Source organism: Arenibacter latericius DSM 15913, assembly GCF_000424985.1.
Classification (GTDB): domain Bacteria; phylum Bacteroidota; class Bacteroidia; order Flavobacteriales; family Flavobacteriaceae; genus Arenibacter; species Arenibacter latericius.
Window position 1 is genome coordinate 67,084 of record NZ_AUKX01000023.1, and the last position, 7,404, is coordinate 74,487.

Below are 7,404 nucleotides of genomic sequence, written 5' to 3' on the forward strand. Positions count from 1 at the left end.
CTGTAGCTCTCAAGGTTTGACTAAAGCCGAGTTCTTCACGTACTATTATTCCCCGTGATAAATCACGGGGCTATTCAATTTTCTGTTTTTTAGATTTCTGAATTGTCAACTGCCTCAGGGACCTACAACCAACAGTATTGATAATTGCTAATTGTTTATTGTCCACTGAAAAACTGATTACTGAACCTTTCTCAATACTCACTACTCATATCTCAATACTTTGTACTTAATACTTTGTTCTTAATACTTAATACTCCTCCTCAGTGCGACCCCTCCCAACTCTTGGGCAGATTCCGACCTATCATCGGGAACTGTTCCAAATCCATGACTTGCGAACTTACCGGGCCACACTCGTCCGAAAGCCAGTACAAACATACCGTGGCAATCTCTTCGGGAGTGAAGATTCGTCCAGCAGGGGCAAAAATATCGGGGATATCCTTATACCAATCGCTCTTCATTCCCTGTTCTTTTTTATTTAAAATCTCCTTTTCCGTAAGCACCCAACCAGGATTAATCTGATTAACCCGTACCCCATATTCCCGGAACAGGCTATCACCCAAATTTCTGGTCATTGTCATCAACGCTCCTTTAGAAATGCTATAGGCCAATAAATTGGGTTCCCCTCCCCATGCGTTAATAGAACCAATATTAAGCACACACCCCCGCACTTTGGATAAATGGGGCAAGGCAGCCTGAATTATCGCCAAAGGAGCAATCGTATTCACCGCCAGCATTCGCTCCATTAGGGGGATGTCTGTGGTATTTATATTGGACGAACCAATCAAAGCGGCATTATTAACCACTGCATCTAGTTTGCCATAAGTTCTCAGCGCTTCTGCCAGCAGTTTCTGCGGAGCTTGGGGATTGGTAATATCTATGGTGAAAATGCTGGCGTTTTCTGCTCCTAGCTCCTCTACAAGAGTTTTTCCGAGATCCTCGTCCAACCCGTTCACCATTACCTTGGCACCTTCGGCCACACAGCGGCGGGCTATAGCTCGACCAATGCCTGTGTAGCCACCTGTAATCAATATTATTTTCTCTTTTAATCGCATCTATTCAGGTCTTAAAACACTTTTAACTACTTTCCCACTATGCATTTGTTCAAATGCCTCTCGCCACTCGGTTAGTTTCCATACCCCACCAATAATGGGTTTCACATCCAATTGACCCGAAGCCAATAGCGAGAGTACTTTCTCCCAAATAGGCCAATTATGGCTAAAACTTCCCTGCAGCGTCACATTTTTTTGCACTAGGGGATCCAAAGAGAAGTTTAAGGGCTGTGGCCCCCACCCTACTTTGGTAATATGACCATTAGGCCTAACCAATTCTAAAGCAATCTTTAAGGTGGCACTTGCCCCAGCAGCGTCTATTATACAGTCGGCACCCAAACCATCTTTTTTAAGGACCCATGCCGACGCGTCCCCAATAATGCCTTCACAGCCATAGTGTTTGGCAATCTCCAATCTACCTCGGTCGGATTCTAGTCCTATGATTGCTACTTCGGCACCACATAAGCGGGCCATGGCAGCACAAAGGATTCCGATGGTCCCTGGCCCTAACACCACTACCCGATCCCCGGGTTTTATGGGTGAATTCACTACTACGGCATTGTAGGCCACGGAGCAAGGTTCGGTAAGACAGGCTTGTTCAAAAGGTAGGTTATCGGGCACCTTGTGAAGACAACGAGCAGGCACCTTTACAAAGCGCGTCATAGCTCCATTTACCCCATAACCAAATCCCTTTCTGGTAGGATCTAGGTTATAAAGCCCCTGTTTGCTCATGGGATTATTGAGATCTATCACTGCTGCAGTCTCGCTAACTACCCTATCTCCCTCCTTCCAGTCTTTTACCCTACTGCCTAGTGCTACAATATGTCCCCCAAATTCGTGCCCCAATACTACGGGATAATTCACGGGCCAACTATGGTCGGCCGTCCATTGGTGTAAATCGCTGCCACAGACTCCTACGTTGGCGACTTCCAACAGCACATCTTCTTCCCCAATTTCTGGCTTGGCGACTTCCCTAATTTCTACACTGCCCTTTTCAGGGGCATAGTTTACAACTCCGATCGACTTCATAATGGTATTTGTATCAACTCTGATTACTAGTTATTTTGAGACCTTTCCGTAGGCATGAATTTTATCGCATATTAATCGCAAGGATCTTTCCAGATCTCCATCGGCTGTTTTAAAAGAATCGGCATCGATGGTCAGCGGAGCGCCTAAAACTACCATAGGCGCACCGTATTCCGGACAGCGTATGGCCTGCTCTAAACTGAGTCCGCCTACCGCTTGCACCGGAACGTTTACTGCATTTACAACTTCTCTTAACTGATCTAATGGGCTAGGCATTTTTAATCCTTGTGCGGCAATGCCTCGGCGTTCATCATACCCAATATGGTGAATTACATAATCGCACCCCAATTCTTCCAGCAGCTTTGCTCCTTCTACCATATCTGGACATCCTAAATTGTCCCCCATTACTTTTACGCCATAATCTTTGCCTGCCTGTACTACAACCTTGATGGTCTCTACGTGTGCCCTAGCCATTACTACAACGTGTGTAGCGCCAGCTTTGGCCATCATTTCGGCTTCCAAATAGCCTCCATCCATGGTTTTTAAATCGGCCACTATCGGAATACCCGGAAAGGCCTCCCTCAACTTCCTTACCCCATGCAAGCCTTCTGCCAAAATAAGCGGAGTCCCCGCCTCTAACCAATCCACTCCCGCTCTAAGAGCCATGGCGGCAGTTTCTAAAGCTTCGTCAATATTGGTAAGGTCAAGGGAAATTTGTACAATGGGTTTCATGTTGGTGGTATAGTTGGTGATACTAAAATGTCTGGATTAATAGTTCCTCTTAAAAATGCTATAAGAAATACAGGAACTATCCCAGTCATAAAGGTAATTAATCATCCTATACATATTTGATCAATTAGTTAGTCAATCTTACCCTTTTTAGGTCCTCTTCTTCATAAAAACGCCAAATTCCGATCATTTTATAACCGATCTCATTCTTCTATCTCCCCATAAACAGGCGTAACAAACTTCCCGTTCAGAAAGGGGTTGGGGTCTAGCTGACTTTGCAGAATCAATCCTTTTGACTTAGTGCTCAATAAATGATAAGCAGCCTCTACCATAGGAACTGCGGTCGTCGTCTGAATTGCTTTTAGGGTATGTTTCCCTACTTTTTGCGGGTAGATTTTCTTGGCTATTTCCTTTCTTCTAAGAATCCCCTTGGAATCTTTCCCTTATACGGCGGCATAGAGTACAATTTGATCGTCCTCTATATGCGGAATTGCCTCACCCATTACTCGTTGTAAAGTCGCTACAGTATCATCATCCTTTTCCATTCCCTTAATCTGATGGTCTACCCACGCATAATGACCGGGATGCCTCAAGGTTTTATAATCTAAATTCCCTACTTTTCCTTCCAACGCATGGGGCAAGTCGGCAGCACCGCCGGAAGTAAGGTCTTCCTCATAGGCAATTCCATCTATAATAATAGTGGCCCTTTCCGATAGGGACGGACGCGGTTTAATTTTATAATTCCGCAATGTCTCGGCTTCTTTAATATATTCTGTAGCCACGCCAATCGGACTCCAGGTAAAACCATAATAATGAGGGGCTACGGCATGGTGCGTTAAAGCCCCCACCTTAAACTCTAAGGAATCTACCTTATCCACCTTGTTGGCCTTACAAAATTCCAAAAACAGATGATGCGCCAATAAATCGATATACCCTGGCGCCAAACCAGATTGAAGTACAAAACCCGTTTCCGCATCCTTAGCTAGTGTCATGATCTCCTTAGTTTCAGCCACGTACTCCGTTAGGTTTACATAGTGCATGCCATATTCTTTGGCATAACCCGCCATTCTCGGGGCCAAACTCCCCGGCAGACAATCTAGCAGAATATCGCCCTCTCTGAAGACCGACTCCATTTCACTAGTAGTATCATTTTCTGAAAGCAGAAATGCCTTCACCTCGCAGGGTTTGGTGACCCCATCTTTAATCCATTGAGCCAGCTGTTGGGCTTTGTCCAAGGTTCGGTTTCCAATAAACAGCTGTGGAGCACCCTCTGCCCACTCCGCTATAATAAGTCCCACCGCACTAGCAATCCCACCAGCGCCAGCAATTACGATTTTATGTCCCATATTAGTTGATATTTAGTATAGAAAGATACCAATTTTATTTTGGGCGTTCCCCTATCGGGTCGCTCTTTACGCTTAATCTTTTTTGGTTGTTGCTTAGTAAGATTATTACTCACACTTTTCGTGATTATCAACTAGACCTACAAGGTTTGAGAAACCTCGCAGGTCTTAGGATAATTATAAATCACATGTCAAAAAAGGATATCGCTGCAATAGCTAACGCAAAAATTAGTAGTGAGTACAAAGTATTAAGTATTGAGATTGGGTAAGTGGTCTGTAATCGGTGATCAGTAGTCATGTCGGAGCCTGAAATACGTTGACCGTTTATGGTTAGATAATTCTAATCAAAAATGGCAAATTTAAATGGATTGAAAAAAGGTTTTAAGACAAACTATAATCGCACATTTGGCGAAAAATTCAAAAAAGACACTGTAAAGCGCATTGAAAACAATGAATATACGGTGAGAGAGATAAGTACTCTTTACCAGGTTTCAAGAACTGCGGTTTATAATTGGGTCTATAAATATTCTATCTTGTACCGGAAAGGATACAAACAAATAATAGAACCAATGAGCGGCACACATAAAGTAAAGGAGCTGCAGGCACGCATCAAGAAACTGGAACAGGCGGTCGGTCAAAAGCAAATGAAAGTTGATTTTCTGGAAAAACTCATCGAGCTGGCAGAGGCCGATCTGGGGATAGATATTAAAAAAAAAGCTGGTTCCGTACCCAAATCTGGTTCTGGGAGAACCGACAAAAAATAGGTATGAGTCTCAATAGTTTTTTTAATGTGACCGGCATTTCCAAACAGGCTTTTCACGCAAAATTGGATAGGTCACTAGTAAGAAGGGGAGCTTTGGCACAGTTAGAGATTGTTGTGAGTGAGGTCAGGAAGGACCATCCAGGGATGAACCTTAGGGATTTATATCTGATCTTAGCTCCGGACTTCATTGGGCGAGATGCTTTTGAAAGCTACTTTCTCCATATGGGGTATGGTGTGCAGATCAAAAAGGCATTTAGGGGAACTACAGATTCATCTGGTGTGGTACGTTTTGATAACCTTGTTGATAGTATTGAGTTGAACGATGTAAACCAGATTTGGGTGAGTGATATAACCTACTATAGGATAGGGGATATGTTTTACTACATCACTTTTGTAATGGATCTTTTTTCAAGGATGATTGTTGGGCATACCGTAAGTCGTGGTTTACGAACTGAGATGACCACGCTGCCTGCACTGAGGTGTGGGTTAAAAACCCGCAGAACAAGAAAATTACCAGGCCTTGTCTTTCATTCAGATGGTGGAGGTCAGTACTATTCAAAAGTATTCAGAGCGCTCACAGCACAGGCTGGGATATTGAACAGTATGGGAGTCACTGTTTATGAGAATCCAAATGCCGAAAGGTTAAACGGTGTTATAAAAAATAATTATATACGTCATTATGCTCCTAAAAACTATGGTCAGCTCGTAAATGATACGGCTAAAGCTGTAAGAATGTATAACACCCAAAAACCACATAGTTCATTAAACAAAATGAATCCAGTAGCTTTTGAAAACAAAATAAGATGTTTAAGAAAGAAAGAATCAGTAATTTTATATTAATCACTAACTAAAAGTGGTCAATGCTATTCAGGCATGGACATCACTTCAATTAACAATAAACAATTAGCAATAAACAATGTTTTAGGCATTAGTAAACAGACGTCAGTCAAGCTCTATAAACAATAACAAATTAGTAATAAACAGTTGGGTAGGCCCTTTATGAATCAAGGGATGAGTAAAACCCTACAAAGTGCTTAGTGGACTACCTAATAATTTTGGTACAATGTTTTATGCTACATTATACATGTTTTTGATTTTTAGTTCTAATTCCTTTTCTGTCGGTGTTTTATAGTCCAAGGCAGAATGTATTCTAACATTATTATACCAATTTACGTAGTTTCCAATAATTTGATAAGCTTGTAAGTAGGTCTTAAAGTTGTGTCTATGGATACATTCATATTTTATGGTCTTAAAAAAACTTTCAGCTACGGGTCGAGTAAGCCGAAGGGAACCACCCCCTTCAGCTTCTCACAGAACCGTACGTGAGCCTCTCGACTCATACGGCTCTTGTTATTCAACCACCCAATTATAGTATTTCCAGTGGACAAACAAGTCGTTTTTCTTTAAGTATAGGTTCTTCAACCATATACCTGCACGCGTTTTACGTCTATGTAAAGACTTAAACTTCCTCATTACCCACCTAGTCAGTTTGTCATTAATATATCGGAAAATTGACGTTAATGATGACATTCTAAATCCACCGTAATAATTAATCCAACCTCGAATAATTGGATTTAAAATACGAGCACAATTCTCGATACTTTCACTGTAACATCCTTTAATAATGGGATGTTTTTTGATTCTACTTCGCATAGCTTTTAAACTCTTCTGTGATACAGCTGGTGAAAAACTAACGAAGAATAAACCATTTTTACAGCGACTACTTCTAGGTCTAAAAGTATAACCTAAAAAATCAAAGCTCTGGCTTTCATATACATCATTACGATTCGAATCTTTACAATAGACAATCTTAGTCTTCACTGGGCATAGTTCTAATTTGCATTGTGCGAATCGATCTCTTAACCTACTTTCCACATACTTCAATTGTTTATAACTTCGGTAATGCACAACAAGTCGAGTAGGCCTCGGGAACTTCCCCCGAGGCCTCTCCCAGATCCGGACGTGAGACTCTCGCCTCATCCGGCTCCTATTATTCAGTCTGCAATTTTCTTTTATAATGTTTTGATCATTGCTGGTCTCACGCCAAATCGCCAGTGCGCAAATAGATTTGGATTCTGTCTACACATTCGTCCGAGTAATCTAATTGCTCTAGTTTTATGTCGCCTTACCCTTTTAAATTTCCTTTCCACCCAATGTGCAAGCCTTAAATTAAGTTGTTGAAACAAGGGGTACATCTTCGACTTGTAGAACTTACTGAAATAGCCAATATAGCCTTGCAGTTTGGCATTGAACATATGTGCTAGATCTTCGAGAGTCTTGTCAGATCGTAGGTGGAGTTTCCAGCTTCTTATCTCCTCACTAATCTTTTTCCGAGCTCTATTGCTCATCGCAGGACTGAAGTTGATAAAATGCTTACCCCATCGATTCTTTGATCTTCTTGCTCTGAACGTGAATCCTAGAAAGTCAAACTGCTCATTTTCCCAAGAACCGCGTCTAAGGTCGTCCTTGCAGTAAACAATCTTCGTCTTTCGTT

At 42.0% G+C, this 7,404-nt stretch carries 8 protein-coding genes and 1 pseudogene; 2 read left to right on the top strand and 7 right to left on the bottom strand.

Annotation, left to right across the window (positions count from 1 at the left end; translation table 11 throughout):
• Nucleotides 1-260: 260 nt before the first annotated feature.
• From H344_RS0109840 to H344_RS20015, 4 genes are all read right to left on the bottom strand, one after another.
• A complete protein-coding gene (locus tag H344_RS0109840; RefSeq protein ID WP_026810168.1) occupies nucleotides 261-1,052 on the bottom strand; it encodes an SDR family NAD(P)-dependent oxidoreductase in 792 nt (263 codons plus the stop codon).
• Nucleotides 1,053-2,078 carry a zinc-binding dehydrogenase gene (locus H344_RS0109845; protein WP_026810169.1) on the bottom strand — a complete coding sequence of 342 codons (1,026 nt, stop codon included), beginning with the start codon at nucleotides 2,076-2,078 and terminating at the stop codon, nucleotides 1,053-1,055.
• Nucleotides 2,079-2,108: 30 nt separating this feature from the next.
• Nucleotides 2,109-2,807 (bottom strand): orotidine 5'-phosphate decarboxylase / HUMPS family protein, encoded by a 699-nt coding sequence (locus tag H344_RS0109850; protein WP_026810170.1) that lies wholly within the window; start codon nucleotides 2,805-2,807, stop codon nucleotides 2,109-2,111.
• A gap of 440 nt (nucleotides 2,808-3,247) precedes the next feature.
• Nucleotides 3,248-4,150, bottom strand: a complete 903-nt coding sequence (locus H344_RS20015) for a saccharopine dehydrogenase family protein (RefSeq protein WP_240484968.1) — start codon at nucleotides 4,148-4,150, stop codon at nucleotides 3,248-3,250.
• Between the two features lie 347 nt (nucleotides 4,151-4,497).
• On the opposite strand from H344_RS20015, the gene H344_RS0109865 reads away from it, so the two are divergent.
• Entirely contained in the window at nucleotides 4,498-4,911 is a 414-nt protein-coding gene (locus tag H344_RS0109865) for a transposase (protein ID WP_034256383.1), read from the top strand.
• Nucleotides 4,912-4,913: 2 nt separating this feature from the next.
• Nucleotides 4,914-5,750 carry a DDE-type integrase/transposase/recombinase gene (locus tag H344_RS0109870; RefSeq protein WP_034256385.1) on the top strand — a complete coding sequence of 279 codons (837 nt, stop codon included), beginning with the start codon at nucleotides 4,914-4,916 and terminating at the stop codon, nucleotides 5,748-5,750.
• A gap of 228 nt (nucleotides 5,751-5,978) precedes the next feature.
• Here H344_RS0109870 and H344_RS22415 read toward each other — a convergent pair.
• From H344_RS22415 to H344_RS0109880, 3 genes and pseudogenes are all read right to left on the bottom strand, one after another.
• A pseudogene (locus tag H344_RS22415) lies at nucleotides 5,979-6,176 on the bottom strand (IS3 family transposase); the annotation flags it as partial.
• Between the two features lie 84 nt (nucleotides 6,177-6,260).
• Complete coding sequence (locus H344_RS22420) at nucleotides 6,261-6,890, bottom strand: group II intron maturase-specific domain-containing protein (protein WP_051254246.1); 630 nt, start codon at nucleotides 6,888-6,890, stop codon at nucleotides 6,261-6,263.
• Nucleotides 6,891-6,922: 32 nt separating this feature from the next.
• The coding region (locus H344_RS0109880) for a group II intron maturase-specific domain-containing protein (protein ID WP_026810173.1) at nucleotides 6,923-7,404 on the bottom strand (482 nt) is incomplete at its 5' end.

What these genes read in the sequence shown, in the direction of transcription:
- H344_RS0109845 (WP_026810169.1), bottom strand. Translation starts at nt 2,078, where the DNA reads ATGAAGTCGATCGGAGTTGTAAACTATGCCCCTGAAAAGGGCAGTGTA.
- H344_RS20015 (WP_240484968.1), bottom strand. Translation starts at nt 4,150, where the DNA reads ATGGGACATAAAATCGTAATTGCTGGCGCTGGTGGGATTGCTAGTGCG.
- H344_RS22420 (WP_051254246.1), bottom strand. Translation starts at nt 6,890, where the DNA reads ATGAGGCGAGAGTCTCACGTCCGGATCTGGGAGAGGCCTCGGGGGAAG.
- H344_RS0109840 (WP_026810168.1), bottom strand. Translation starts at nt 1,052, where the DNA reads ATGCGATTAAAAGAGAAAATAATATTGATTACAGGTGGCTACACAGGC.
- H344_RS0109850 (WP_026810170.1), bottom strand. Translation starts at nt 2,807, where the DNA reads ATGAAACCCATTGTACAAATTTCCCTTGACCTTACCAATATTGACGAA.
- H344_RS0109865 (WP_034256383.1), top strand. Translation starts at nt 4,498, where the DNA reads ATGGCAAATTTAAATGGATTGAAAAAAGGTTTTAAGACAAACTATAAT.
- H344_RS0109870 (WP_034256385.1), top strand. Translation starts at nt 4,914, where the DNA reads ATGAGTCTCAATAGTTTTTTTAATGTGACCGGCATTTCCAAACAGGCT.